23 protein-coding genes are annotated in these 24,197 nt (G+C 60.0%); 11 read left to right on the forward strand and 12 right to left on the reverse strand.

The features are described from left to right. Positions 1 to 306: 306 nt before the first annotated feature. From msuE to QMK54_RS18705, 4 genes are read left to right on the forward strand one after another with little or no spacing between them, the layout of a single operon-like run. Entirely contained in the window at positions 307 to 867 is a 561-nt protein-coding gene (gene msuE / locus QMK54_RS18690; protein WP_223595658.1) for an FMN reductase, read from the forward strand. Between the two features lie 11 nt (positions 868 to 878). Continuing rightward, positions 879 to 2,024 (forward strand): FMNH2-dependent alkanesulfonate monooxygenase, encoded by a 1,146-nt coding sequence (gene ssuD, locus QMK54_RS18695; protein WP_110657904.1) that lies wholly within the window; start codon positions 879 to 881, stop codon positions 2,022 to 2,024. Positions 2,025 to 2,079: 55 nt separating this feature from the next. After that, positions 2,080 to 3,267 carry an acyl-CoA dehydrogenase family protein gene (locus QMK54_RS18700; RefSeq protein ID WP_320401093.1) on the forward strand — a complete coding sequence of 396 codons (1,188 nt, stop codon included), beginning with the start codon at positions 2,080 to 2,082 and terminating at the stop codon, positions 3,265 to 3,267. A 12-nt stretch (positions 3,268 to 3,279) separates the two neighbouring features. Then, entirely contained in the window at positions 3,280 to 4,383 is a 1,104-nt protein-coding gene (locus QMK54_RS18705) for a sigma-54 interaction domain-containing protein (RefSeq protein ID WP_223595654.1), read from the forward strand. 31 nt (positions 4,384 to 4,414) lie between these two features. Here the strand turns inward: QMK54_RS18705 and QMK54_RS18710 are convergent, their stop codons facing one another. The 6 genes from QMK54_RS18710 to QMK54_RS18735 form a co-directional block, all read right to left on the reverse strand. Continuing rightward, on the reverse strand, positions 4,415 to 5,461 hold the full coding sequence (locus QMK54_RS18710) for a methionine ABC transporter ATP-binding protein (protein WP_320401094.1): 1,047 nt from the start codon (positions 5,459 to 5,461) through the stop codon (positions 4,415 to 4,417). 172 nt (positions 5,462 to 5,633) lie between these two features. Then, entirely contained in the window at positions 5,634 to 6,404 is a 771-nt protein-coding gene (locus QMK54_RS18715; protein WP_110657897.1) for a MetQ/NlpA family ABC transporter substrate-binding protein, read from the reverse strand. 98 nt (positions 6,405 to 6,502) lie between these two features. Further along, complete coding sequence (locus QMK54_RS18720) at positions 6,503 to 7,168, reverse strand: methionine ABC transporter permease (RefSeq protein WP_223595650.1); 666 nt, start codon at positions 7,166 to 7,168, stop codon at positions 6,503 to 6,505. After that, complete coding sequence (locus QMK54_RS18725) at positions 7,165 to 8,538, reverse strand: LLM class flavin-dependent oxidoreductase (protein WP_320401095.1); 1,374 nt, start codon at positions 8,536 to 8,538, stop codon at positions 7,165 to 7,167. Before QMK54_RS18725 ends, QMK54_RS18720 begins: the two co-directional genes overlap by 4 nt. Before the next feature lie 10 nt (positions 8,539 to 8,548). After that, on the reverse strand, positions 8,549 to 9,763 hold the full coding sequence (locus QMK54_RS18730) for an SfnB family sulfur acquisition oxidoreductase (RefSeq protein ID WP_320401096.1): 1,215 nt from the start codon (positions 9,761 to 9,763) through the stop codon (positions 8,549 to 8,551). A gap of 243 nt (positions 9,764 to 10,006) precedes the next feature. After that, the gene (locus tag QMK54_RS18735; RefSeq protein ID WP_320401097.1) at positions 10,007 to 10,483 is read right to left on the reverse strand and encodes a hypothetical protein; all 477 of its coding nucleotides are present in this window, start codon (positions 10,481 to 10,483) and stop codon (positions 10,007 to 10,009) included. Here QMK54_RS18735 and QMK54_RS18740 point away from each other — a divergent pair. From QMK54_RS18740 to QMK54_RS18755, 4 genes are all read left to right on the forward strand, one after another. Continuing rightward, positions 10,482 to 11,855, forward strand: coding sequence for a transposase (locus QMK54_RS18740; protein ID WP_218498467.1), 1,374 nt, complete (start codon positions 10,482 to 10,484; stop codon positions 11,853 to 11,855). The genes QMK54_RS18735 and QMK54_RS18740 overlap by 2 nt on opposite strands. Before the next feature lie 309 nt (positions 11,856 to 12,164). Continuing rightward, positions 12,165 to 12,653: a GNAT family N-acetyltransferase gene (locus QMK54_RS18745; protein WP_223595642.1), complete on the forward strand. Its 489-nt coding sequence runs from the start codon at positions 12,165 to 12,167 to the stop codon at positions 12,651 to 12,653. A 297-nt stretch (positions 12,654 to 12,950) separates the two neighbouring features. Continuing rightward, positions 12,951 to 13,565 (forward strand): LysE family translocator, encoded by a 615-nt coding sequence (locus QMK54_RS18750; RefSeq protein ID WP_110657887.1) that lies wholly within the window; start codon positions 12,951 to 12,953, stop codon positions 13,563 to 13,565. Positions 13,566 to 13,770: 205 nt separating this feature from the next. Further along, the gene (locus tag QMK54_RS18755) at positions 13,771 to 14,646 is read left to right on the forward strand and encodes a hypothetical protein (RefSeq protein WP_320401098.1); all 876 of its coding nucleotides are present in this window, start codon (positions 13,771 to 13,773) and stop codon (positions 14,644 to 14,646) included. A gap of 383 nt (positions 14,647 to 15,029) precedes the next feature. Here QMK54_RS18755 and QMK54_RS18760 read toward each other — a convergent pair whose 3' ends face one another. Continuing rightward, a complete protein-coding gene (locus QMK54_RS18760; RefSeq protein ID WP_320401099.1) occupies positions 15,030 to 15,923 on the reverse strand; it encodes a LysR family transcriptional regulator in 894 nt (297 codons plus the stop codon). Between the two features lie 94 nt (positions 15,924 to 16,017). On the opposite strand from QMK54_RS18760, the gene QMK54_RS18765 reads away from it, so the two are divergent. From QMK54_RS18765 to QMK54_RS18775, 3 genes are all read left to right on the forward strand, one after another. Next, positions 16,018 to 17,184, forward strand: coding sequence for an MFS transporter (locus tag QMK54_RS18765; RefSeq protein WP_048392538.1), 1,167 nt, complete (start codon positions 16,018 to 16,020; stop codon positions 17,182 to 17,184). 551 nt (positions 17,185 to 17,735) lie between these two features. Next, positions 17,736 to 19,136 (forward strand): GABA permease, encoded by a 1,401-nt coding sequence (gabP, locus tag QMK54_RS18770; protein ID WP_110657883.1) that lies wholly within the window; start codon positions 17,736 to 17,738, stop codon positions 19,134 to 19,136. 167 nt (positions 19,137 to 19,303) lie between these two features. After that, positions 19,304 to 20,170: a patatin-like phospholipase family protein gene (locus tag QMK54_RS18775; protein WP_223595640.1), complete on the forward strand. Its 867-nt coding sequence runs from the start codon at positions 19,304 to 19,306 to the stop codon at positions 20,168 to 20,170. Positions 20,171 to 20,235: 65 nt separating this feature from the next. Here QMK54_RS18775 and ctlX read toward each other — a convergent pair whose 3' ends face one another. From ctlX to QMK54_RS18800, 5 genes are all read right to left on the reverse strand, one after another. Beyond that, positions 20,236 to 21,174 (reverse strand): citrulline utilization hydrolase CtlX, encoded by a 939-nt coding sequence (gene ctlX / locus QMK54_RS18780; protein ID WP_320401100.1) that lies wholly within the window; start codon positions 21,172 to 21,174, stop codon positions 20,236 to 20,238. A gap of 252 nt (positions 21,175 to 21,426) precedes the next feature. Continuing rightward, positions 21,427 to 21,906 (reverse strand): Lrp/AsnC family transcriptional regulator, encoded by a 480-nt coding sequence (locus tag QMK54_RS18785; RefSeq protein WP_007974731.1) that lies wholly within the window; start codon positions 21,904 to 21,906, stop codon positions 21,427 to 21,429. Positions 21,907 to 21,918: 12 nt separating this feature from the next. After that, entirely contained in the window at positions 21,919 to 22,680 is a 762-nt protein-coding gene (locus QMK54_RS18790; RefSeq protein WP_320401101.1) for an ABC transporter ATP-binding protein, read from the reverse strand. 56 nt (positions 22,681 to 22,736) lie between these two features. Next, positions 22,737 to 23,447: an ABC transporter permease gene (locus QMK54_RS18795; RefSeq protein WP_320401102.1), complete on the reverse strand. Its 711-nt coding sequence runs from the start codon at positions 23,445 to 23,447 to the stop codon at positions 22,737 to 22,739. Beyond that, a complete protein-coding gene (locus QMK54_RS18800; protein WP_110660775.1) occupies positions 23,444 to 24,169 on the reverse strand; it encodes an ABC transporter permease in 726 nt (241 codons plus the stop codon). The genes QMK54_RS18795 and QMK54_RS18800 overlap by 4 nt, the downstream gene beginning before the upstream one ends. Positions 24,170 to 24,197: the final 28 nt, after the last annotated feature.

A 24,197-nucleotide genomic window follows, 5' to 3' on the forward strand; every position in this document is an offset into this window, starting at 1 on the left:
TTTTAAGACACCCTCCCACCGCGCTGGTCACGCAGACTCCTCCCCCGCATACAAACCAAAAGGAATATCAAAATAATTATTAATTCCTTTGAAGAATATAAACAATCTCCTATAACTGTCCGAAATCGAACAGCTCGCAAGTGTTCCCTGGCCAACAGCACTTCAACAAAAAGTGGCCTGGCAGCCACACACCAACCCAGAAAATCAAACAAAACCCTTTAGTTTCATATAGATAAAAACTGGTTCGGTTCTTGCTGAGTACTGCCACCGACTCTGTTTGTAGAGCGACAGCACAGGAATCAAACAATGACTGCCCCCTTGAACGTAATCGCAGTATCCGGCGGTGCCTATCGCCCTTCGCGTACCCAGGTACTCAGCCAGGCCATTCTCGACGAGGTCGCAAGCAAGCTGAATATTGTTGGCCGGGTGATCGAGCTTGCCGATCTCGCCCGCCCTGTTGGTGGCGCCCTCAGCCGTAAGGAACTGTCTGCGGAAGTCGAGGCACAGCTGCAAGCCATCGAGAACGCCGATCTGCTGATTGTCGCTTCGCCGGTCTATCGCGGCGCCTATCCGGGCCAGCTCAAGCACCTGTTTGACCTGATCGACCAGGATGCCCTGATCGACACGCCGGTACTGCTTGCCGCTACGGGTGGCAGCCCTCGCCACGCGCTGGTGATCGATCACCAGCTACGGCCACTGTTCAGTTTCTTCCAATCGCTGACCCTGCCATTGGGCGTGTACGCCAGCGAATCCGACTTCAGCAATTACCGCATCAGTTGCGACTTGCTCCAGGCTCGCATCGGCCTGGCCGTAGAGCGCGCCCTGCCGTTTTTCAGCAGCCACCAACGCTTGCGCCAGAGCGCCTGAGGAGCAGCACGATGAATGTTTTCTGGTTCCTCCCGACCCACGGCGACGGGCACTTCCTTGGCACCAGCCAGGGCGCTCGCCCGGTGACCCTCAACTACCTCAAGCAGATTGCCCAAGCGGCGGATGGCCTGGGTTACTACGGGGTGCTGATTCCCACCGGACGTTCCTGCGAGGACTCCTGGGTCATCGCATCGGCCCTGACCCCGCTGACCGAACGCCTGCGCTATCTGGTTGCGATTCGCCCGGGGATTATTTCGCCAACGGTGTCCGCACGCATGGCCGCCACCCTTGACCGGTTATCTGGCGGGCGCTTGCTGATCAATGTAGTGACTGGCGGTGATCCGGACGAAAACCGTGGCGATGGCATCCACCAAAGCCATGCCGAGCGCTATGAAGTCACCGATGAATTCCTGCGGATCTGGCGCCGCGTACTGCAAGGTGAAGCCGTGGACTTCCATGGCAAGCATTTCCAGGTGGAAAACGCCAAGGCCCTCTACCCACCGGTGCAGAAGCCTTACCCTGCGCTGTATTTCGGCGGTTCTTCGGACGCGGCCCACGACCTGGCCGCCGAGCAGCTCGATGTCTACCTGACGTGGGGTGAGCCGCCGGCCGCGGTGGCCGAAAAGATCGCCGATGTCCGCGCCCGGGCAGCCAGGCATGGGCGGACCGTAAAGTTCGGCATCCGCCTGCACGTGATCGTGCGCGAGACGGCTGCCGAGGCCTGGCAGGCCGCCGACCGACTGATCGAGCACATATCCGACGAGACCATTGCCGCGGCGCAAAAGTCATTCGCACGTTTCGACTCCGAAGGCCAACGGCGCATGGCCGCGCTGCATGACGGGCGCCGGGACAATCTGGAAATCGCCCCCAACCTGTGGGCCGGCGTCGGCCTGGTGCGCGGTGGCGCCGGCACGGCACTGGTCGGTGATCCACAACAGGTGGCTGCGCGCATCAAGGAGTACGCCGACCTTGGCATCGAAAGCTTCATCTTTTCCGGTTATCCCCATCTCGAAGAAGCCTATCGCTTCGCCGAACTGGTCTTCCCGTTGTTACCCGAACCCTATGCCAGCCTGGCAGGTCGCGGCGTGACCAATCTCACCGGGCCGTTTGGCGAAATGATCGCCAACGATGTCCTGCCACGGACACACAACGCATGAGCCTGTCGTCAACGACCTGCCTGGCGGGCACCCAAGAAAAATCGAGGAATGGCGAGTGAGCACCCAATTACAAACTTCTGTACTGAGCCCCTTGCAGATCGCGCGCAAACTGGCCGCCACCTTTGCGCAAACGGCCGCCGAACGGGACGAGCACGGCGGTACGCCGAAAGCCGAGCGCGATGCCCTTCGCCACAGCGGCTTGCTGGCCCTGAGCATCCCCACCCAGTTCGGTGGCCTGGGTGCCGACTGGAGCGAGACACTCGGCGTGGTCCGCGAGTTCGCCAAGGTCGACAGCTCCATCGCCCACGTCTTCGGTTTCCAGCACCTGATGCTGGCCACCGTGCGTCTGTTCTCGCGACCCGAGCAATGGCAACCCTGGTTTGAACAGACCGCGCGCAACAACTGGTTCTGGGGCAACGCACTCAACCCCCTCGACACCCGCACAGTGGTGAAGAAGTTCGATGGCTGGCGTGAGTTTTCCGGCAAGAAAAGTTTCTGCTCCGGCGCCAGCGACTCGGAAATGCTGATTGCCTCGGCGGTCGACGAAAGCGCCGGCGGCAAGCTACTGATCGCGGCCATTCCCAGCGGTCGCACCGGCATCACCCTGCATGGCGACTGGGACAACATGGGCCAGCGCCAGACAGACAGTGGCAGCGCCACCTTTGAGCGGGTGCGCGTGGAGGAGTCTGAACTGCTGCTCGATCCAGGTCCGTTGAGCACCCCGTTCGCCTGCCTGCGCCCGCTGATCGCCCAACTGCACTTCGCGCACATTTTCCTGGGCATCGCCGAAGGGGCTTTCGAGGAAGCACGGCATTACACCCTCAAGGAGGGACGCCCGTGGTTCACCTCCAAGGCCCGCCATGTCAGCGAGGATCCCTACATCCTGCGTCACTACGGCGAGTTCTGGGTCGGCCTGGAAAGCGTGCGTGTCCTGGTTGAACGCGCCGCGACACAACTCGACGAAGCCTGGCGCAAGGGACACGCCCTGGGCAGCGAAGAGCGTGCGCAACTGGCGCTGTCGATCGCCTGCGCGAAAGTGGCAGCGACCCGTACCGGCCTCGATCTGTGCACCCGCTTGTTTGAAGTCACCGGGGCGCGCGCGACTCACGCCTCACTGCGGTTCGACCGTTACTGGCGCAACCTGCGCACCCAGACACTGCATGACCCGGTGGACTACAAAATTCACGAGTTGGGTGACTGGGCGCTGAACCAGAACCGCCCCACTCCCACTTTCTACTCATAAGCGAGGGAGCCCATGCAACTGCTGACTCTGCCCCCATCTCCATCGTTAGCCACCTCGATCCGGGCCACCGCCCAGGTCTTCGAAGACCCCAAGTCGCAGGCCCTGCTCGCCCATTTGCAACAGGTCGCGCCGAGCGAGGCCAGCGTGCTGATCATTGGTGAAACCGGAACCGGGAAGGAGTTGGTCGCACGCCATATCCATAACCTCAGCCGCCGCAACCAGGGTCCTTTTGTGGCCGTCAACTGCGGCGCCTTCTCCGAATCACTGGTCGAGGCCGAATTGTTCGGCCATGAGAAAGGCGCCTTTACCGGCGCCATCAGCGCCAAGCCGGGCTGGTTCGAAGAGGCCAATGGCGGCACCTTGTTCCTCGATGAGATTGGCGACTTGCCGATGCCCATCCAGGTCAAGTTGCTGCGTGTCCTGCAAGAGCGTGAAGTGGTGCGACTGGGCTCGCGCAAGAGCATTGCGATCAACGTGCGAGTGTTGGCGGCGACCAATGTGCAGCTGGAGAAAGCGATCAACGCCGGGCATTTCCGCGAGGACCTCTACTACCGCCTCAACGTGGTCAGCCTGCATTTGCATCCGCTGCGCGACCGCCCCGGCGACATCCTGCCCCTGACCCGACACTTCATCCGCACCTACAGCGAACGCCTCGGATACGGCCAGATTGCCCTCAGCGCCGACGCCGAACGCAAGCTGGCCGGCTATGGCTGGCCCGGCAACATTCGCGAACTGGAAAACGTCATCCACCACACCTTGCTGATCTGCCGGGACGGTCTGGTCCGGCAGGAGGACTTGCGCCTGTCGAACTTGCGTATCGAGCGCCAGGAGGAACGAGTCAACTCAACTGAAGAGTCTGCCCAGGCGCTCCTGCAAAGGGCGTTCAAACGACTCTTCGAAGAACACCAGGGTGCGCTTTACGAGAAGGTTGAGGACAGCCTGCTGCGCGCCGCGTATCAGTTCTGCCATCACAACCAGGTGCATACCGCCAGCTTGCTCGGCCTGTCCCGCAACGTGACCCGCGCACGCCTGATTGCCATCGGTGAACTGGTGGTCAACAAGCGCCGCGCCATCGATGACGAGCCGGACAATCGGGTTATCCAGCTTTCGATATGATCGCCCGGCGTAGCCGCCGCCAATTGCAACCTCAGGCACCGGCCCGCTCGACCCGATCGGCTATCTGGTGCGCCTGTTGCAGCAACGCCTCCAACCCGCCACTGGATGCTTCCACGCGCACCCGCAGGCAGCCCAATGCACGGCCCTGGATGCGCTCGATACCGCCCTGCACCAGGTGCGTCCGGCAGCCGAACAGTGCGGCGATCGCCGACAATTCCGGCTCGTGGCCACGGGCACCGGTGTAGTGCAGGTCCAGCAGCACCTCGGTCGACTCAGGCGTAGACGGCACGTCATGCTCGGCGGACTGCAGCGTGCCAAGCAAGGCGCGGGTGACGTCGTGTCGCGGGTCACCGAACACTTGCCAGACGTCGCCCTGCTCGACCACCTCCCCGTGTTCCAAAACCACCACGCGGTCACAGAGATCGCGGATCACTTCCATCTCGTGGGTGATCAGCACGATGGTCAGCCCCAGGCGTCGGTTGATATCGCGCAGCAACGCCAGAATCGCCTGGGTGCTCTCCGGATCGAGTGCCGAGGTGGCCTCGTCGCACAGCAGTAAATCGGGCTGCAACACCAACGCACGGGCAATGCCGACCCGCTGCTTTTGCCCGCCGGAGAGTTGCGCCGGGTAAGCGTCGCGCTTGTCCTGCAGTCCGACCAGATGCAACAGCTCGTCAACTCTTCGCCCACGCTCGGCACGCCCGATGCCCGCCAGCCGCAGCGGCAACCCTACGTTGTCGCCGACGGTTTGCGAGGCCATCAGGTTGAAGTGCTGGAAGATCATCCCGGTACGCTGGCGCAAACCCGCCAGGCGCGCACGATCGAAGCCGACGATATCCTCGCCGTCGATCAATACCTGGCCGCTGCTCGGCTGCTCCAGGCGGTTGAGCGAGCGCAGCAGCGAGGATTTGCCGGCGCCGCTGCGACCCATGATGCCGAACACCTCACCGCGGCGAATGTCCAGGTTGATGTCCTGCAGCGCGTGCACGCTCTGCGACCCGAGCCGGTAATGCTTGCCCAGGCCCACCAGGCGTATATGCACGGCGGCAGCCAGGGCCTGAGGATTGAAACTGACCATGAACGAAAGTCCTGCACAAACATAAGTGACCCTGCCCCCCTGTGGTGAGGGAGCTTGCTCCCGTTGGACTGCGTAGCAGTCCCATCTTTTGGGGCTGCTGCGCGACCCAACGGGAGCAAGCTCCCTCGCCACGGAAGGGTGTTCGTCTTTGAGTGAACGGTTTTGCTGCCGATCAGAAACCGGGAGCGATCTGGCCCTTGTAGCGGGTCAGGATGAAATCGCGCACTTGCGGTGAGTTCAGTGCCTTGGCCAGCTTCTGGATGCCAGGGTCGTTGATGTTGTCCGGACGGGCGACCAGGAACTCGACGTACAGGTCCTTGCCCTTCTCGACGATCAGCGCGCTGTTGGTGTCGATACCGGCCTCCAGTGCGTAGTTGGCAAACACGAAGGCCAAGTCCACCTGGCTGACCGCACGGGCCAACAACGCGCCTTCCAGCTCACGAATCTTCAGCTTGTGCGGGTTCTCGACGATATCGTGTTGCGTCGCCAGGGTATTGCTCGGGTCCTTGAGCTTGATCAACCCGGCCTCGTGCAACAACACCAGGGCGCGCCCGGTATTCACCGGATCGTTGGGGATGGCGACACTGGCGCCTTCGGGCAGATCAGCGAGTTTCTTGATCCTGGTCGAATAGGCGCCGAACGGCTCGATGTGCACGCCCACGACCGGCACCAGATCGGTGTGCCGGGTCTTGTTGAAGTCATCGAGGAACGGCCGGTACTGATAGTAGTTGGCGTCGAGGTTTTTCTCGGCCAGTTGCAGGTTGGGCTGGATGAAGTCGCTGAAGACCTTGATATCCAGATCGACACCTTCTTTGGCCAGCGCCGGTTTGACGAACTCCAGTATCTCCGCGTGGGGAACCGGGGTGGCACCCACCACCAGTTTTTCATTGGCGTGGGCGCTCAGGGATAAAACGGCAGCGAGGGCGGCCAGGGTCTTTTTCATGCTCATGACTCCAGAATGATCAGAAAGTGGCCGTCGTGAGGTGGACGTAGGGCCTGCAGCAGCGGTACCCGGCTACTGCGTTCGGGTAGGTCCGGCGTTTAACGCCGTGTGTAATGTCGTACCAGGCGATCGCCGCTCATCTGCAAGGCCTGCACCAGCAGGATCAGCAGCAACACGGTGACCACCATCACATCGGTCTGGAAACGCTGGTAACCGAAACGAATCGCCAGGTCGCCCAGGCCGCCACCGCCGACTACGCCGGCCATGGCGGTGTAATCCACCAACACGATGGCGGTGACCGTGACGGCGGCGATCAGCCCGGTCCGGGCTTCGGGCAACAAGGTAAACAGGATGATTTGCGGGGTACTGGCGCCCATCGATTGCACGGCCTCGACCAGGCCGCGATCGACTTCACGCAAGGCACTTTCCACGAGCCGGGCGAAGAACGGCGTGCACCCGACCACCAAGGGCGGAATCGCGCCGCGCACGCCCAGCGAGGTTCCCGTGACCAGGGTGGTCACCGGGATCAGCACGATCAACAGGATGATGAAGGGCATCGAGCGCAGCACGTTGGCCACCACCGACAACAGCCGGTACAGCCTGGGCGATTCGAGCAACTGGCGCTGGCCCGTCAGGTACAGCAGCACACCCAGCGGCATCCCGAGCAACACCGTGCAGCCCAACGCCACGCCGAGCATGCTCGTGGTGTCCAGGCAAGCCTCGGCCACTTCGCCCCAATTGACGTGAGCGAACCATTCGTTCATCGCCGTTCTCCCACACGCAAGGCCGCCGCCGGGTGCGGAGCGGCCAGGCGATCGCCCTGCCCGAAGAGCTTGTGGCGCAGGGTGCCATCCTCGTATTCGCGCTTGAACAGCCCGCGTGCCTGCAACTCCGGCACCAGCAGATCGACCACCGCCTCAAAGGTCTCGGGCGCGACCACGCTGGCCAGGTTGAAGCCATCGACATCGGTTTCCTCGACCCACTCCTGGAGCTGATCGGCCACGGTCTGCGCCGAGCCGACCAGCACCGGGCCATCGCCACCGATGGCGCAGTAGTCGGCAATTTCCGCAGTGGTCCAGGTTCGATTCGGGTCGGCGCGGGTAAATGCCTCTACGGTCGACTGGATGGCATCGCTGGGCACTTCACGCAGCACCTGGTCCGGCGAGTATTCGCCGAAGTCGATCCCGGTCCATCCCGACATCAAGGCCAGGGCGCCGCTCGCACTGGCGTACTCGCGGTACTCGCGCAAGCGCTCCAGGGCCTCGGCGTCCGTCGCGGCGACAATCACCGTGAGTTGTTCGAAAACCAGCACCTGATCGGCCTCGCGACCGGCAGCCCGGACCGCGGCACGCAGATCCGCGACCTGCTTTTTCAGGACTGCCTTGCTCGGCGCGGCAACAAACACGCACTCGGCATTGGCGGCGGCGAAGACCCGGCCACGGCTCGAAGCGCCGGCCTGATAGATCACCGGCGTGCGCTGCGGCGATGGCTCGCTGAGGTGGAAGCCGGGCACCGTGAAAAACTCGCCCTGGTGAGCGATGCCGTGCACCTTGCGTGGATCGGCGTAAACGCCACTGGCGCGGTCGGCCTGTACCGCGCCCTCCTCCCAGCTGGCTTCCCAGAGTTTGTAGCAAACCTGCAGGTACTCCTCGGCCAGCGCATATCGCTGATCGTGGGACAACTGCCGCTGCTGGCCCATGTTTCGCGCGCCACTGCCCAGGTAGGAGGTGACGATGTTCCAGCCCGCACGCCCCGACGTCAGGTGATCGAGGGTCGACATTCGCCTGGCGAACGGAAACGGATGCTCGAACGACACCGACGCCGTCACGCCAAACCCCAGGTGACGAGTCGCCGCAGCCATCGCCGGCACCAGTTGCAACGGGTCATTGACCGGTACTTGCGCGGCACTGCGCAGCGCCTCGTCGGCACTGCCCTGGTAGACGTCATACACGCCGAGCACATCGGCGATGAACAGCCCGTCGATCTTGCCGCGCTCCAGGGTTTTCGCCAGCTCGATCCAGTAATGGATGTCGGTGTAGCGCGTGGACTGATCACGCGGGTGCCGCCACTGGCCGGGCGACAAGTGCCCTACGGTGTTCATGCTGAAGGCGTTGAGACGAATTTGCTTGGGCATGTGCGCGACCTCAAGACCAGTCATGGCGTGGCGGCTTGATGCCGTTGAGCAGCCAGTTGCCGATCACGTGGTACTTCCAGCGCACAGGGTCGTGCAGGGTATGGACCCGCGCGTTGCGCCAATGGCGATCGAGGTTGTGCTTGCGCAGCGTCGACCGGGTACCGCCCAGTTCAAACAGCTTGTTGCTGGCCTCGATGGCGATTTCGGTGGTCAACACTTTGGCCCTGGCGACCGCCAGCGATGCCTGCGCGACGGAGTGTTCATCGGGTGCCGACCTGGCCTGGTCGAGCACCAGGCCGGCACGCTCGAGCAACGCTTCGGCGGCTTCCAGGCGGATATCCAGTGCGCCGACCTGAATGATGGTCAACGGATCTTCGCTGGCCTTTTCCACCCCGGCATCGATCCATGGCCGCGCCTGCTCACGCACAAAACCGATGGTGTCGCGCAGTGCTGCACGGGCAATGCCGGCATCGATGGCCGCCGTGGTGATCTGCGCAAAGGGCCCGGCCAGGGTCGGACGCTCGTAGGAGCGGTAAGTCGGGAACAGATTGAAGGCCGGCACCCACAACCCCTCGACCAGCACGGTACCGCTGGACGTGGTGCGCTGACCGATACTGTCCCAGTCGTCCACCACATTCAAACCCTCGGTATGACGCGGTACGAAGGCCAGTTGTGCACGGTCCTCGCTGTCCAGGGCCAACACACCCAGCCAATGGGCATAGAGCGATCCGGTGCAATAACCCTTGCGCCCATCGATGCGATAACCCTCGCCCTCCGCGACCAGGCGGGTACGGATGTCCTGCACGTTCTTGCCGCCGGTTTCCGACAGCGCATTGGCAAATCGATTTCCCGCCAGGGCCAGCCCGAAGAAGAACTGCTTCTGCTCGTGGCTGCCCTGCAAGCGGATGTCTTCCAGCAGGCAGTAATGATTCTGCGGGATCTGGCCAAGGGACGGGTCGGCCGCCGAGACAATCGCGATGACCTGGGCCAGGGTCGCATAAGACACCTCGGCGCCGCCGTACTCCCGAGGCACCGTAATGCCCCAGAGTCCGCTGTTGGAAAAAGCATCGACCACCTCGGCCGGCACCTGGCGCGTCAGATCGCGCTCGCTGGCGCCAACCTGCAACAGCGCAGCGATTTCATGGGCGATGCCAATGGCTTCGGCGTCATCACGGATCACGTGGGCCGAGGGTGGATTGATCGGGTATGCGGCTGAAACTGACATGGATTCCTCACTCTAACGGTGGCTCCGCCAACGGCCGCACAGTCTTGCAAATGACTGTCGGCACGGAGCCTTGATCAGAATGAGCACGATCCATGCCATGAAACTTAAACGTTAAATATCAATAACTTATATAAATCAGCAGAAACTGGAGTAGGTAACCGGACACTTGCTGTTGAAGTACTGTTGAGAATTCAACAGTGGTCGGGCCATTCCCGGTTTTTCTCGGCGACTGGCCCGATCGGGTCATTGAATTGAAAAAACACTCGCCGCCGTCAACGCAGTTGCCGTGGCGTGGCGTTGAGCATTTTTTTCATCAGTCGCCGCAGGCGATGTAGCATCCCTGTATCCGACGCGGATGCGAGTTCGCAAGCCAAGGATGACCCGCGGATCATCATGACTTCGATCATCCTTGAAGAAGTCGACGGCGGATTCTGGGCCGCCAACGGGACGATCTGGCACTTGGCCGTTTTCATACAGGCGGCCGGGTACCGACATCTGCAGGTGGAGCAATAAGGCACCGCACGAAGCAGATGCGCGCAGGACATTTGTTGCGTCAGCCTGATTGAAAAAGATGGGTTGCGGATTATCGCCAAGGGTTGTTTTGGGTTGGTTGCTGCCTTTTGTGGCGGGTAGCAATTGGCCGATTCTGTTGAAAAAGTAGCTCCCCTGTCTGGCCTGCGGCAAAATCTCTGCATTGGCCAGCAGGGAAGCACGCAGCATGATGGGACAGTTATCGAGTGGGCAGGAACGGCTGTTTTACTCGTTCAACCTTGAAGACCACATCCCCGCCAATCACCTTCTGCGTAGCATTGATCGGTGTCTCGATCTGAGCGACTTGCGCCATTACCTCGCCGATTTTTACAGCCCAATTGGGCGTCCGTCGATTGACCCTGAGTTGATGATCCGCATGCTGATCGTGGGCTATTGCTACGGCATTCGCTCAGAGCGTCGGCTGTGCGAAGAAGCCCATTTGAACCTGGCGTATCGCTGGTTCTGCCGGTTAAGCCTTGAAGATGAAGTCCCCAATCACTCGACCTTTTCCAAAAATAGGCACGGCCGTTTTCGGGACAGCGATTTGTTTCGCTGGCTGTTCAACGAAGTGCTGCGTCGTTGCATGGACGCCGGCCTGGTCAAGGGCGAAGGCTTTGCCGTGGACGCCAGCATCATCAAAGCGGATGCCAGCCGGCAGCGCGGTGTACCGGGTGATGAACCGGTCAACTGGAACGATCCGGCCCTGAGCACCCGCGCCGTGCGTGAGTATCTTGAGGCACTCGATGAAGAGGCTCTGGCCGAAACGCTACCGAAGCGCCTATCGCTGACTGATCCTCAAGCCCGCTGGACCGCAGCTCCAGGTGGCCCAGCGTTCTACGCTTATTCCACGAATTATCTGATCGATACCGAGCACGGCGTGATCATGGACGTGGAACCCACACCGGCTCATCGAACCGCAGAAGTCGAGAGCACCAAGACGATGATCGAACGGGTCGAAGCGCAGTTCGACATCAAGCCGGAGCGCCTTATTGGCGACACCGCTTACGGCACCGCGCCGATGCTGGCCTGGATGGTGGAGGAAAAAGACATCGAGCCGCATGTGCCGGTGTGGGACAAAACCGAGCGCAAGAACAACAGTTTTTCGAGCAACGATTTCCACTGGAATGAAGAGGCTGAGGAATACCGCTGCCCGGCCGGAAACCCATTGCGCAGCGAATGGCGAGCCTTCAAAAATGAGCGTTCACACGTCACCAAAGCCAACACCATTATCTTCCGATCCCGGCAGACCGACTGCGTTGCCTGTCTGATGAAAGCCAAGTGCTGCCCGAACACTGCGTGCCGCAAGATCGCCCGCAGCGTCCATGAAGCCGCGCGCGATGTGGCTCGGCGAATCGCAGCGACACCTGGGTACGTGCGCTCTCGCCACGAACGTAAGAAGGTCGAAATGTTGTTTGCCCACCTCAAGCGCATCCTGAAATTGGATCGCCTGCGACTACGTGGCATGAGTGGCGCGACTGATGAATTCACGCTGGCCGCTGCGGTGCAGAACCTGCGACGGCTGGCCAAATTTACATCTCAAGGGCCACCTGCCACGGGATAGGTGCGCCTGCACGAAGCAAAAAACCTCAAATTAACCCAATAACAGAGCAGCAAAGGTCAACGAAGAGCCGAGAAACCACTCGATGTGGTGAGTAGGTTCTCCGATGGTGGTCGTGCCTTAGTTCAGGCCAGCTGAAAATCCGACTTTTTCAACAGAATCGGCCAGAAACTGCCCTTCGCAAAAGAGAGCAGTCGGCCAAAAGCTGCCTCTCACCAAGGGCAGCCATCAGCCATTTGCGTACATGCCATTGCTTTCCATCACCCTGAGCTAGCCGCTAAAGTACTGACTCATGGAACTTAGAGACCAGCAATGAAACTGAACCACAGGCCAGTGAAGGCTAACGACGTAAAAATGATCTGCGGCTTTCCTCAGAATGCTCAAGAGTTGTTTTTCATGTTTCCGAAGGCGCACTTCCCGCTAACGGAAACGCAGTTGCATGCCGCGATCTCCCAACGCTTCGACTCTACCGTCGTGGAGATCAATGGGACTGTCGTTGGGTTTGCCAATTTCTATCGAGCTGAACGCAATGGCGTTTGCTGTATCGGCAATGTCATCGTCTCGCCGAGCGCTCGGGGCGAAGGAGTGGCCACGTTTATCGTGGAGACGATGACCGGCTTGGCATTCGAGCGTTACGGAGCCGAGGAGGTGCAGATTTCCTGTTTCAACGAAAACACGGCAGGCCTGCTGCTCTACCCCAAGCTTGGGTTTGTGCCTTATGCCATTGAGGAGCGACCTTTTTTGGGAAACGGCCGATCGGCCCTCATACACATGACGCGCAGCAGAAGCTCGACAGATTGAATACACCATCGATTGCTACCTTGGATGACAGGCAGAAAACGGCCGATTGCGGACACTGCCGACAGTACACATCCGCCCTTAACAGCGAAGCATTCCTCTCCAGGCCAAAGCGATCCCTGACCACCGCATCGCCGGGCAGGGTTTACTTAGCATAAAAGGTCACTGTATCGGAGTTTATTGTGGAATCTGTGTCTGACTGTCAGCCCCTTCGCCGCTAGCATGGATGCTCTCGCGGTCGAAAACGTGATGAAATCTTCAACCAGACGCTGATACCGATCAGCGCTAAGAGGGATCGAAATGTTCGACAGTACTGCGGTACTCACTGTTTTCTGGGTTTATCTGGCGGGCGTAGTGATTCCGGGGCCGAACTTCGTCGCCGTTGTTCACAAGGCAGTAGCCGCAACACGTGCCGAGGCGTTGGCCTTGGTCGCTGGTATAGTGACCGTGAACCTGCTCTGGTCTGGCTGTGCGATCACAGGTCTGGGCCTTGTGTTTGCAGCCTTCCCATGGGCAGTACTGGTTATGAAGATAATGGGTGCGGCGTACCTGATGTGGTTTGGCGTACGCCTGATCGTTAAAGCAGGCAAACATCCCGCCTTACGGCCTTGTGAGGGCACGACTGGCAGCGTCCGGAAATCTTTCTTTCAGGGTGTCGTCACCAACATCGGCAATCCTAAATCCATGGCCTTCTACGCCGCCGTCTTTTCAGCAGCAGCCCCCGCCCACCCCTCGGTCAGCACCTTCGTCTCAATGCTGGCGGTTGTGGTGGTCGTTTCGCTGACCTGGTATGGACTGGTTGCGGTGGCTTTGTCGCAACCAAGGATTTCCTCGGCGTATCAGAAGGCTCGGAAAGTGATTGATCGCCTGTGTGGTGGTCTGATTCTGGGCCTAGGAGTACGACAGCTGACCTAAGTATTGAATCGACCGCGAGAGGTGGGGAGACTCCGCTATCGGCCAAAAGCGGTCGGTCGAGAGTGAGCGCCAAGATGTATTCATGAGCGCGCTGTTGCGCATGCTCAGGGAATACTAACGGCGGCATGACGCTCAAGATTGTTCCTGAAAGGCACCACAGCTATGATCGCTGGCTATTTGCTACGATCAGATCAAGGGGGGTGCGATGGCGGTCTGGGAGCCGATTAACGGCGTGTTTATGGCTGCGACACCATTTCTTGCAAGCCTAGGATGGCTTGAAAAATGGGCTAATTCGCCGCTAAGTTCGGCTGTTATCGGTGGCATGATTGGCGCGGGTTTCGGGGCCTGGGCCGCAGGATGGATCGCCAAGAGGGACAAACGATACGATTCCGTTAACGAGGAAATTCGGGCTTGCAACTTAGCAATGCTGCTGGCTCAACAAGCCTTCGGTCTTGCCCTATCGCTAAAGATTGATGCGGTAAAACCCATAACAGATGCCTATAACAAAGCTCGTAATGAGTATCTGGATCCGAAGGTTGGCGCTGCCTCGGAGACGCAAAACCTACAGAAAGTCAGCCCGATAAACGCGCCGCTCGACGCGTTGCGCACCGCTACCCTAGAACGCCTCACTCTGCCAGGCTCCGCCACTCGGGCGGTATTGCAGGTAGTCGAATCGATGAATTGCCTGAACCACGCGCTGACAATTCGCAACGAGCTAACAGATATGTTTTTGCACAAGCAATACCCGCCAGGTATGGATTTCCACCACATGTATTTCGGGGTACCGAAGGATGGTTCCTGCCACGCCGGCTACATGGACTGTATGAAGAGCATGGCTAGGTACACTGATGAAGCGCTGTTTTTCAGCATGACGCTATGCCAGATGTTGGATGAGCAAGGGGTACAGCTGCGGAAAGAGCGTAAAAAGCTAGCTCGAGGCAAAGTGTCCATCAATCGTTTCCGTTTGGCTGCCAGCATTCCCGAGGGGATCATCCCGGACGCCAAGAACTACGCGACGTGGTTTGCTGGCTATGAAGTGCAGGCCAATAGTAAAAAATGGTGGCAGTGGGGGAAAAAGTAAAGCGGCCCCCCACACTCGAACACGCTGTCATTTCCCCTGCCACCCGCTTACTGAGCATCTGCCTTACGCCGACTGCCACCCTGTGATCCAGCGAGAACGGACCTTTTAATGCGAGACACAGAATGCGTATGGCCATCGGATAGATGAATGCCGCTTAGGCGATAGTTGACCGTCAGCTTTGGGTCGTTTTCAGCCCGTCGCAAGAGGCAGTAATAGGCCAAAAGCGGTCTTTCACGACGGCCATTTAAGACGAGCGGACGACCCATCAATGCCAGAGCTCACGATTGTTCCAGTAAGGCAAACCACCTATTGATAGTGCACCCAAAAATGTTTTGGTCACTTCGAAATCACAGGTACCCGGAAATATCAGCTTACGCCTCCGCTCACATCCGGTGATGTTCCAGCAAGAAGTCAACGAACAATCGCACCCGCGCCGGCATTGCCGCCCCGCCGACGAACACCGCATGAATCGGTTCCTGGTCCCCGGGGTTCCAGGCTTCCAACAGCGGAATCAGGTCGCCGCGCTGCAAATCCTCGCTCACGCTGAACTCACCGATACGTGCAATGCCGGCACCTACTCGCGCGAGTTGTGCCAGCGCTTCACCACTGCTGCATTCGATGTTGCCGCTGACCTTTTGGGAAAACTCTTTTCCATCGCGGATGAACGGCCAGTTGGGTTCGGCACGCCGGAAGTTGAAGCGCAGGCAGTTGTGCTGTAGCAGGTCTTCCGGTTCCTGGGGGATGCCGTGGCGCTGCAGATACTCGGGCGATGCCACCACTACCTGGCCGGTGTGGCCGATCCTGCGCGCGGTAAGCGGGCTGTCGGGCAGATGGCCAAAGCGGACCGCGACGTCGGCCTGCCCGCCGAGAATGTCGACCACTTCGTCGCCGAGGGTGAGGTCGACGACGATGTTCGGGTAACGGGCGCTGAATGCTGCGACCAAGGGAACGATGGCCAGCCGCCCATGGCCAAGGGCGGCACTGACCCGCAATCGCCCCCTGGGTACGCCCTGGTCGGCGATGGCTTCTTCGACCTCGTCCATGTCGGCCAGGATACGCCGGGCGCCGCGCAGGAACGCTTCGCCCTCGGCAGTGAAGGTGATCGCTCGGGTGGTGCGCAACAGCAGGCGGGTGCCAAGACGTTGCTCGGTACGCGCGATGATCCGACTGACTGCCGAGGGTGTCAGGCCCAATGCACGCGCGGCGGCCGACAGGCTGCCTTCCTGCGCCACGGTGGTGAACACGCTCATTTCACCTGACCTGCCGTTGAAATCCACTTGTGCCTCCTGCGCAAAGGTGATTACCAAAAATGCTATCTACCGCCTGAAAAGACTGGATCGTAGCATCAGCGGCATAGATAAGGAGCCTTCCATGCGTATCAATCCACCACTTGTCGCACTCGCCATTGGTGCCTTTGGCATCGGCGTTACAGAGTTCGCCCCCATGGGCATGTTGCCAGGTATCGCTGCGGATCTGGGCGTTTCCATTCCCGCCGCCGGTTTGCTGGTCAGTGCCTATGCGCTGGGCGTATTGCTCGGCGCACCGCTGATGACCCTGACCACCGGCAGGATTCCCCGGCGCTATCTGCTGATCGGGCTCATGGCGATTTTCACCCTGGGTAATCTGATGTCAGCCCTGGCCACCGATTACTACAGCCTCATGGTCGCCAGGGTGGTGACCTCACTGAACCATGGTGCATTTTTTGGCGTTGGCTCCATCGTCGCCGCCAGCGTGGTCGCCCCGGAGAAACGTGCCGGTGCGGTTGCGGCGATGTTCATGGGCCTGACCCTGGCGACCATCGGCGGTGTGCCGCTAGCCGCCTGGTTTGGTGAACTGTTCGGTTGGCGCACCGCTTTCTGGGGAATTACCGGCCTAGGCGTGGTAACCATGGCCGCGTTGTGGTTCGCCCTGCCTAACCTGAAGACGCCGCAAAGCGTCGGTGTAATGGCCGAAATTCGGGTACTGGGGCGTGGTCCGGTGCTGGGCGCGTTGGCCCTGACCGTAGTCGGATCGAGCGCAATGTTTACCGTCTTCACCTACATCGCGCCGATCCTCAGCAGCGAGACCAATAGTTCCACCGCCTACATCACCGCCATGCTGGTGCTTTTTGGTGTGGGCTTGACGCTGGGCAATATGTGGGGCGGCAAGGCCGCCGACCGCTCGATAGATCGCACCTTGATCGTCTCGCTAAGCGTTCTGATTCTCGTCTTGCTGGCGTTCACCCTGCTGATGCGTTGGACGGTGCCGGCTGCTCTGGCCATCCTGATATGGGGTATCGCCAGTTTCGCCCTGGTGCCGCCGCTACAGATGCGCGTCATGGAAGCAGCGAAGGACGCGCCCAATCTTGCCTCTGCGGTGAACATTGGCGCCTTCAATTTTGGCAACGCGATTGGCGCAGCGCTGGGCGGAGCGGTGATCAACGCTGGTCTGGGTTATCCGGCGATTTCCCTGGCCGGAGCGGCGATGGCTGCTCTGGGGCTGCTGATGGTGTTGGCTTATGCCTGGCGTTCCAGAACGATTGAAGCAGCAGTGGTGTGACGAAGATGGGGGGAGTGGTTCGTTACCATCGATGAGTGGCGGCAAGTAGTAAAATTGCTGCCCTTGGCGAGGCGCGGCAATCGGTCAATTTTAGCCATTGCTGACCGGCAGCTTTGGGTCGTTCTCAACCGTTCGCGACAGGCAGTAATCATCCAATCCGCTCTTCCCAGAGAGATCTGGCGACTCTCCTCCCGAAACCTTCTCGCCCGCTCGAACCTTCCAGGTTATCCCCATCCGTTGCTGCTTTCAGAATCCTAAAAAAACAAAATTATTGCGCATGGCCATATCATGACCCATCGGTATTAACCGTGAACGCTGAATTTGCTCGTGTCGATATCAGACAAGGAGGCGACGCGAACAGGTAACTGAATTGTCGGACAAGACGGTTAAGGTGGCGCATCTTTTCATCGAAGTAACCACATCGTGAAGATGGGTTTAATAAGAACTGCAGCGTTTGAACGGTGCCTCCCTTGGAAAGCCCGGCAGGCAACAGTGGTGATCCGTTGCCCCTGTCAATTCGCTTAAATGTCGATCAGCAGAGAAAAAAACCAATGATTAGCCCGAGCTCCAAGGATTCGAGTGGCCAATTGGCGCAGGGCTTCAAGCCTCGTCACGTAACAATGCTGTCAATCGCCGGCATTATCGGCGCCGGTTTGTTCGTTGGCTCAGGGCATGCCATTGCAGCGGCTGGGCCAGCGGTCCTCCTGGCCTATCTATTCTCAGGCTTGCTCGTCGTCCTGGTCATGCGCATGCTCGGGGAAATGGCGGTGGCCAATCCGGACACTGGCTCGTTCTCCACCTATGCCGACCAGGCAATAGGTCGCTGGGCAGGCTTCACCATCGGTTGGTTGTACTGGTGGTTCTGGGTACTGGTGATTCCTATCGAAGCACTGGCTGCCGGCCATGTGTTGAACCAGTGGTTTCCCCAGGTCGATGCCTGGCTGTTCGCCCTGGTGTCGATCATTGCGTTGGTGATCACCAATCTGTTCAGCGTCTCCAAGTACGGTGAATTCGAATTCTGGTTCGCCATGGCCAAGGTCGTGGCGATCATCGGTTTCATCGGCGTGGGTTTTGCCGTATTGATGGGCTGGGTTCCCGATCGGGAAGTCAGCGGATTGAGCGGCCTGATGGCTGAGCACGGCGGATTTGCTCCCAACGGCCTGTCAGCGGTAGTCGGCGCCTTCATCACCATCATGTTCAGCTTCATCGGGACTGAAGCTGTGACCATCGCCGCCGCCGAATCCGACAATCCCTCGCAGAACATTGCCAAGGCCACGCGTTCGGTGATCTGGCGTATCGGTGTGTTCTACCTGTTGTCGATTTTCGTGGTCATCTCCGTGGTGCCCTGGAACGATCCGCTGCTCGCCCAGGTAGGTTCCTACCAGCGGGCACTGGAAATCATGAACATTCCCCACGCCAAGTTCATGGTGGACGTGGTGGTGCTGATCGCCGTGGCCAGTTGCATGAACTCCTCGATCTACATTGCTTCGCGCATGCTGTACTCGCTGGGCCGTCGTGGCGATGCGCCGAAGGCGCTGAAGGCGACCTCCTCCGAAGGCGTGCCACGGGCAGCCGTCATCGCCAGCACCGTGCTGGGCGCGGCGATCACCGTGTGGAGCTACTTCATGCCCGCCGGGCTGTTTGACTTCCTGCTGGCCAGCTCCGGCGCGATTGCCTTGCTGGTGTACCTGGCCATTGCGGTGTCGCAGCTGCGCATGCGCCGGATGTTGCGTCGGCAGAACGTCGAGCTGACCTTTCGCATGTGGCTGTTTCCATGGCTGACGTGGCTGGTGATCGTGTTCATTTGCGCAGCGCTGGCGGTCATGATGATCACCCCGGAGCACCGTACCGAAGTGAGCACGACCATTGGCCTGGCGCTGGCAATTTCCTTTATCGGCCTGGTGACGTCGCGTCACCCTGCGCAGGCTGCGAGCGTGACGTCAGCGGGATAACAGTGCCTTGTGACCGGGACAAGGCGTACCAGTAACCGGACCTGGGCCGAGCCCCGACCAGCGTGCTCAACTCGCGGATGGGCGTGGTGCGTGTGACCGGCTGCCGGAAGGAGTGCCGATCCGCCAGCTACACTCATTCGATACATTTGCGCACAGAGACTTCCGTCATGGCGACCAAAACCGCAATCGTATTCGCTGGCGGTGGCAGCTTGGGGGCGGTGCAGGTGGGTATGTTGCGGGCCCTGGTCGAAGCCAATGTTCGATTCGACATGGTGGTGGGTGCTTCGGTAGGCGCCATCAACGGTGCCTACTTTGCCGCAAGACCCGATTCCGATGGCGTCGAGGCGCTCGCCGGATTCTGGCGCGGGCTGAGCAAAACCGACATCTTCCCCCTCTCCTGGATCGATACCTGTAGAGGATTGATCAAACGGCGTGGCTATCTGTTGCAGCCGCAGGCACTGAATCGGCTGCTGGGCCAGGCACTGCCCATTCACCGCATCGAGGATGCGGTGCTGCCCCTGTACATCGTCACCACCAACCTGCTCAGTGGTGCCGAGACGGTTCTGTCCAGTGGCGAACTCGAACAGGCGTTACTGGCCAGCGCTGCCATTCCGCTGGTGTTCCCCTGCGTACAAATCGCCGATCAGTTCCTGGTTGACGGCGGCGTGGCAAGCAATACACCTATTTCGACTGCCGTAGCCCTGGGAGCCACCAACGTCGTGGTAATCCCCACCGGAGTGAGTTGCGACCTGACGCAACCTCCCCGCGGACTGGTCGCCCTGGCCCTGCACACCGTCAACCTGATGAGCATGCGTCAACTGGTGAGCGACATCGAACACTTCCGCACACTCACCAGTCTGCACATCGTCCCGCCCTTGTGCCCGGTGGACGTCTCGGTTTTCAACTTTGACCAGACCGAGTCTTTGCTGCAGCGTGCCTATGATCAGACCCTCCGGTGGATGGAACGTGGGGGGCTCGAACGCACCAAGGTACCTGGTGCCCTCACCCTCCATTCGCATGCCCATGAGCATTGAGTGATGTGAGTGACCAAAAAAGAGGCGCGCAGCCGCGAACCTTCAGGTCGATGCCAGGCGGACGATCAGCGCACGTGTTCCAGGGCGGACAAATGCTTGGGCAGGAACACCTCGGCCAGCATGCAGCGTGCGCTGCCGCCACCGATGCGCTCGATGGTGTCGATGTTCACCGGCAATGGCGTGGTGCGGGTTTCGATCAAGCGACGCTGATCGGCATCCAGCGATTGCCAGGCGGTGCGCGACATCACCAGCAGCGGCTCGCCCGCTAGGCTGTGCACTTCGAGCATGTTGCCGGCGAAGGACTCCAACTGTGCCCAGTTCAAGTCGATGAGCTGTTTGCCACTGGTTTCGAGCCGTTTACGCAACGCCGCACGTTCGTCCGGATCGGCCACGGACGCCAGGCAAACCACGGCCAGGCGGGTGCCGACACTCATCATCACATTGGTGTGATAAATCGCCACGCCCTGGCGGTCCACCGCGTTGAACGCGCACAGTTCATAGCCCAGATGGCTGACCAGTTGTTCCAGGGCCTGGGCGTGGGTCCGGGTCGAGTACCCGGCGTAGCAAATCCGCTGTTGCCGATCCAGCACCATGCTGCCGGTGCCCTCCAGGAAAACCGCTTGCTCTTCGAGGCTGGACAGGTCCAGCACCTGCTCGACCCGGTACTGACCCAACAACCCGTCGAGTACACCTTTATCCCGTTCCAGACGCCGGTTGTGGCCCTGCATCGGGTACAGCACCAGGGTGCCGTCCGGGTGGCTGCTCCACCAGTTGTTGGGGAAGATCGAGTCCGGGGTATGCGGTGCTTCGCGATCGTTATGCACCAGGACCTCGACGCCGTGCCGACGCAACGCATCGACATAACCATCGAACTCGGCAAGGGCCTTGAGCTGTACGTCTTCGGCAACGGCCGCCGGACGCTGGAAACGGTTGTTCGCCGCCGTGTCCTGATTGAAGGAGAAACGTGTCGGACGAATCATTAAAACCGTATTGGTGGTTTGCATGGGCACAGACTCAATGAGGGTTCAGAGAGGCTCATTGTCTGTTTCGAGGGGGGAAAAACCCGGTTGATAACGGCTGTTGTAGTGATGGAAACGGCTGAAGATTCTGATCCCATCAGCCGATTTGGTGAACAACACAAATCAAATGTGGGAGCGGGCTTGCTCGCGAAGGCGTCGTGTCAGTCCACATTGATGCTGGATGACACATCGCCTTCGCGAGCAGCCCGCTCCCACAGGTTGTACTTCGTTCGACACCTATTCCATCGTGGTCTTGACCATCGCTAGCTCCGGGTGGCTGACCAGTTTGTCGATGTGCAGATCCGGGTCGTCAAACCAGACTTCGGTCAACACCCGGTAATGCTCCATGTCACGGCAGCGCATGCGCAGGCTGTAGTCGAACGCGCCGCTGATCAAGCGACATTCCAGTACCTGCGGGCAGGCGCGGACCTTGGCCTCGAAGGCTTTTTGCGCCGCGCGTCCGCTCTGGTTCGACAAAGCCACCAGCACCAGCAACGACAAGCCCGGCGTCAGTTTCTTCTCGTCAAGAATCGCACCATAGCCGCGAATGACCCCGAGCTGTTCCAGCTTGCGTACCCGTTCCAGACAAGGCCTGGGAGTCAGGTGCACACGTTCGGACAGCTTTTGATAGGTGATGCGCCCTTCGTGACGCAACACTTCAATGATTGCCTGATCGATACGATCAAGCACGATCGACAGATCGCGGATATCCGCCATGTACGCCTTGCCTCACTTCAAACGACCCGATAGAAATTGCTGCAAACGTTCGCTGTTTGGCCGGTCGAGTATCGTAGCATCACCCTGCTCCTCGACACGGCCCTGATGCAAGAACAACACCTGGCTTGAGACCTGCCGGGCAAAGCCCATTTCGTGGGTCACCATCAACATGGTCCGGCCTTCTTCGGCCAGCGCCTGAATCACCTTCAGCACTTCGCCCACCAGTTCCGGGTCGAGCGCCGAGGTGGGCTCGTCGAACAGCAGGATTTCCGGTTCCACCGCCAGGGCACGGGCGATCGCCACCCGTTGTTGTTGCCCGCCCGACAGAAACGCCGGGTACTGGTCGGCCACCCGTTGCGCCAGGCCGACCTTGTCCAGATACGCCCGTGCGCTCTCTTCGGCGGCCTTGCGGCTCATGCCCAGGACTCGACACGGCGCCAGGACGATGTTCTCCAGCACGGTCAGGTGACTCCACAGGTTGAAGTGCTGGAACACCATCGCCAGTCGTGTGCGCAGCCGCTGCAACTGCTTCGGATTGGCCACGCGCATGCCGCCGACGCCCTGACGGGTGAGGACTCGCTCGCCATCCAGGGCAATGGCGCCTTCGTCGGCCCGCTCCAGAAAGTTGATACAGCGCAGCATGGTGCTTTTGCCCGAACCGCTGGCGCCGATCATGCTCACCACGTCCCCTGCCCGTGCATTCAACGAGACGCCCTTGAGCACTTCGTTGTCGCCAAAACGTTTATACAGATTTTCAACCGTGAGTTTGTACATGCGAATGCTCCTGGAGCGGCACGCTTATCGGCGCCGCTCTGGATGAATGATGGAAGTCAGTGGGCCGGGCCGAGAAAGCTCAGCCAGCGCTTCTCCGCCAGGCGGAACGCGCCGACCAGCCCGAACGACAGCACGAGGTACAAAAGACCGGCAATACCGAAGGCCTGGAATGTCATGAAGGTCGCCGCGTTGGCGTCCCGGGCGATTTTCAGGATGTCCGGAATCGTTGCGGTAAAGGCCACCGAAGTCGCGTGCAGCATCAGGATCACTTCGTTGCTGTAGTACGGCAGCGCGCGACGCAGCGCCGAAGGCAGGATCAGTTGCAGATACAGGCGCCAGCCACTCAGGCCATAGGCATGCGCCGCTTCGATTTCACCATAGGGAATGCTGCGGATCGCTCCGGCGAAAATTTCCACGGTGTAGGCGCAGGTGTTGAGGATGAACGCCAACAGCGTGCAATTCATCGCGTCACGGAAAAACGCTTCGAGCAAGGGCTGCGAACGGACCACGGCGATGCCGTAGATCCCGCTGTAGCAAATCAGCAACTGGATGTACAACGGCGTGCCGCGAAACACGTAGGTGAACAATTGCACTGGCCAACGCAGCAAGCCCCAGCGCGAAACCCGCAGGATCGCCAGGGGCAGTGACAAGGCAAAGCCCATGGCAATGCTCGCCACCAGCAGCCACAGGGTCATGGCCAACCCGGTGAGGGTCTCGCCGTCGCTGAACAGAAAGGGTTTCCAGTATTCGGCAATCAACTCGATCATCGCGCCATCCCCCGTACACCCTGGTTGTAGCGCCGTTCCAGCACGCGCAAAAGGTAGTTCGAAGCACTGGTGATCAGCAGGTAGAGTGCTGCCGCCAGCAACAGGAAATCAAGCATGTTGAACGTGCTTTTGCCGGCCTCCTGCGCGACTTTGACCAGGTCTGACAAACCGATGATCGATACCAGCGCCGTGGCCTTGAGCAGCACCAGCCAGTTGTTGCCAAGGCTCGGCAAGGCAAAACGCATCATTTGCGGGAACACCACGAAACGAAAGCGCTGCCAGCGGTTCAGGCCAAAGCACGCCGCGGCTTCCTGTTGCCCGCGCGGCACACTGAGAATCGCCCCGCGAAAGGTCTCGGTGAAATACGCCCCGTAGATGAAACCAAGGGTGATGATGCCGGCCACGAACGGATCGATCTCCATGTAGGGCCAACCCATGGCCTCGGTCAGGGCGCTGAGCCAGCCTTGCAGGCTGTAGAAAATCAGCAGCATCAACACCAGGTCGGGCACGCCACGGATCAGCGTCGTGTAGAAGGTCGCCGGCAGGTTCAACAGCTTCAGCGGCGACAGCTTGGCCGCCGCGCCGAGCAGCCCCAGCGCCATGCTCACCAAAAGCGCGAGCGCCGACAGTTTCAGGGTGACCCAGGTGCCGTGCAGCAACAAAGGGCCATAGCCTTGCAGGGCCGAAAGGTCGAGCCCCAGAACATTCAGGAAGGAATTCACGCCAGTCACCTGTCTTGATGCGCCCCGG

The sequence above is a fragment of the Pseudomonas sp. P5_109 genome (assembly GCF_034009455.1).
Classification (GTDB): domain Bacteria; phylum Pseudomonadota; class Gammaproteobacteria; order Pseudomonadales; family Pseudomonadaceae; genus Aquipseudomonas.

What these genes read in the sequence shown, in the direction of transcription:
- msuE (WP_223595658.1), top strand. Translation starts at nt 307, where the DNA reads ATGACTGCCCCCTTGAACGTAATCGCAGTATCCGGCGGTGCCTATCGC.
- ssuD (WP_110657904.1), top strand. Translation starts at nt 879, where the DNA reads ATGAATGTTTTCTGGTTCCTCCCGACCCACGGCGACGGGCACTTCCTT.
- QMK54_RS18705 (WP_223595654.1), top strand. Translation starts at nt 3,280, where the DNA reads ATGCAACTGCTGACTCTGCCCCCATCTCCATCGTTAGCCACCTCGATC.
- QMK54_RS18710 (WP_320401094.1), bottom strand. Translation starts at nt 5,461, where the DNA reads ATGGTCAGTTTCAATCCTCAGGCCCTGGCTGCCGCCGTGCATATACGC.
- QMK54_RS18715 (WP_110657897.1), bottom strand. Translation starts at nt 6,404, where the DNA reads ATGAAAAAGACCCTGGCCGCCCTCGCTGCCGTTTTATCCCTGAGCGCC.
- QMK54_RS18720 (WP_223595650.1), bottom strand. Translation starts at nt 7,168, where the DNA reads ATGAACGAATGGTTCGCTCACGTCAATTGGGGCGAAGTGGCCGAGGCT.
- QMK54_RS18725 (WP_320401095.1), bottom strand. Translation starts at nt 8,538, where the DNA reads ATGCCCAAGCAAATTCGTCTCAACGCCTTCAGCATGAACACCGTAGGG.
- QMK54_RS18730 (WP_320401096.1), bottom strand. Translation starts at nt 9,763, where the DNA reads ATGTCAGTTTCAGCCGCATACCCGATCAATCCACCCTCGGCCCACGTG.
- QMK54_RS18740 (WP_218498467.1), top strand. Translation starts at nt 10,482, where the DNA reads ATGATGGGACAGTTATCGAGTGGGCAGGAACGGCTGTTTTACTCGTTC.
- QMK54_RS18735 (WP_320401097.1), bottom strand. Translation starts at nt 10,483, where the DNA reads ATGCTGCGTGCTTCCCTGCTGGCCAATGCAGAGATTTTGCCGCAGGCC.
- QMK54_RS18745 (WP_223595642.1), top strand. Translation starts at nt 12,165, where the DNA reads ATGAAACTGAACCACAGGCCAGTGAAGGCTAACGACGTAAAAATGATC.
- QMK54_RS18750 (WP_110657887.1), top strand. Translation starts at nt 12,951, where the DNA reads ATGTTCGACAGTACTGCGGTACTCACTGTTTTCTGGGTTTATCTGGCG.
- QMK54_RS18755 (WP_320401098.1), top strand. Translation starts at nt 13,771, where the DNA reads ATGGCGGTCTGGGAGCCGATTAACGGCGTGTTTATGGCTGCGACACCA.
- QMK54_RS18765 (WP_048392538.1), top strand. Translation starts at nt 16,018, where the DNA reads ATGCGTATCAATCCACCACTTGTCGCACTCGCCATTGGTGCCTTTGGC.
- gabP (WP_110657883.1), top strand. Translation starts at nt 17,736, where the DNA reads ATGATTAGCCCGAGCTCCAAGGATTCGAGTGGCCAATTGGCGCAGGGC.
- QMK54_RS18775 (WP_223595640.1), top strand. Translation starts at nt 19,304, where the DNA reads ATGGCGACCAAAACCGCAATCGTATTCGCTGGCGGTGGCAGCTTGGGG.
- ctlX (WP_320401100.1), bottom strand. Translation starts at nt 21,174, where the DNA reads ATGCAAACCACCAATACGGTTTTAATGATTCGTCCGACACGTTTCTCC.
- QMK54_RS18785 (WP_007974731.1), bottom strand. Translation starts at nt 21,906, where the DNA reads ATGGCGGATATCCGCGATCTGTCGATCGTGCTTGATCGTATCGATCAG.
- QMK54_RS18790 (WP_320401101.1), bottom strand. Translation starts at nt 22,680, where the DNA reads ATGTACAAACTCACGGTTGAAAATCTGTATAAACGTTTTGGCGACAAC.
- QMK54_RS18795 (WP_320401102.1), bottom strand. Translation starts at nt 23,447, where the DNA reads ATGATCGAGTTGATTGCCGAATACTGGAAACCCTTTCTGTTCAGCGAC.